The organism is Flavobacterium flevense (genome assembly GCF_900142775.1).
Classification (GTDB): Bacteria; Bacteroidota; Bacteroidia; order Flavobacteriales; family Flavobacteriaceae; genus Flavobacterium; species Flavobacterium flevense.
Genome location: NZ_FRCC01000033.1, coordinates 1 through 1,399 on the forward strand (window position 1 = coordinate 1; position 1,399 = coordinate 1,399).

A 1,399-nucleotide genomic window follows, 5' to 3' on the forward strand; every position below is an offset into this window, starting at 1 on the left:
CATCCGTTGCTCCCGGAGCCAGCGTTGCAATAGGTCCACCAGTTACAGTAGCATTGTTATCAGTAACTGTTACGTTAGTTAAAGTTACGTTTCCAGTATTGGTTACAACAAATTTATAGGATACTACATCGCCAATATTCGTTTTACCGTCGTTGTTTGCATCTACATAAGTTCCGTCTTTAGTGATTGAGATACCAGGATTTTGTGGCACTTCAGTAATTGTACAATCCGTACATTCCGGATCTTTAGGGCAAGTAGTACAAGGCGTTGGATCAGTAGAAGTAGCCGTTACCGGATTGTCTTTAGGATCTTTCGCAGTTGCAGTTGCCAGATTGTAAACAATACCTTTATTGATATCATCTTGTGTGATAGTGTGCGAAGCAGTAAAGGTAGTTGCATCCGTTGCTCCAGGAGCCAGCGTTGCAATAGGTCCACCAGTTACAGTAGCATTGTTATCAGTAACTGTTACGTTAGTTAAAGTTACGTTTCCAGTATTGGTTACAACAAATTTATAGGATACTACATCGCCTACGGAAGTACCGCTTGGTAAAGTTGAATCAATAAAAGTACCTTCTTTAGTTAATGATATTCCTGATTCGGTAATGTAATAAGTTTCATTTAAGATACAACCATTAGCATCTTTAATTTCAACATCATATTTTCCTTTTGGTAAAGATAAATTATCTTCAGTAATAGCTCCATTTGACCAAGTAAATGAATATGGAGCTGTACCACCTTCTGGCGTAATATCTATACTACCATTGTTACATCCGACACAATTATCATTGTTAACAATTACTGCTGTTGCGCTTAAAGCTGTTGCAGGTTGCGTTATGATAACTTGAGCAACAGCAGTACAAGTTTGACCTTGGTTACCACCATTAGCAGTAGCTTTTAATGTATAAGTTCCAGCAGGCAATCCAGTATTAGAAACTATTTCGTTATTAGCATTAGTGATTACCACTGTTGACCCTGCACTGTTAGTCACAGCAATCGAACCATTAGCTTCACCATAACAAGTTGCATTAGTAGCTATCCCACCTACACTAACAGGGATTTGAGGTTGACTAATAATTACTTGAGTAGTAGCATTACATACATCTCCTTCATTACCACCCGCTTTAGAAGCTGTTACAGTATAAGTACCAGCAGCTAATCCCGTAGCACCTACAGTTTGATTGTTTGCATCTTTAATAACTACCGTTCCATTAGAAATAGCAGTAATTGTTCCGTCATTAGCACCATTACAAGTTACAGCAGTATGTGTCTCAGAAAGAGTAATGGCTGTTGGTTGCGTGATCGTAACAGTTATGGGTTCTGCATTACATACATCTCCTTCATTACCGCCCGCTTTAGAAGCTGTTACGGTATAAGTACCAGCAGCTAATCCCGTAGCACC

1 protein-coding gene is annotated in these 1,399 nt (G+C 39.1%); it reads right to left on the bottom strand.

Features of this window, described 5'->3' with window-relative positions; all coding sequences use genetic code 11:
- Nucleotides 1-1,399: SprB repeat-containing protein (locus BUB89_RS17765; protein WP_200806849.1), on the bottom strand; the 1,399-nt coding region annotated here is incomplete at both ends.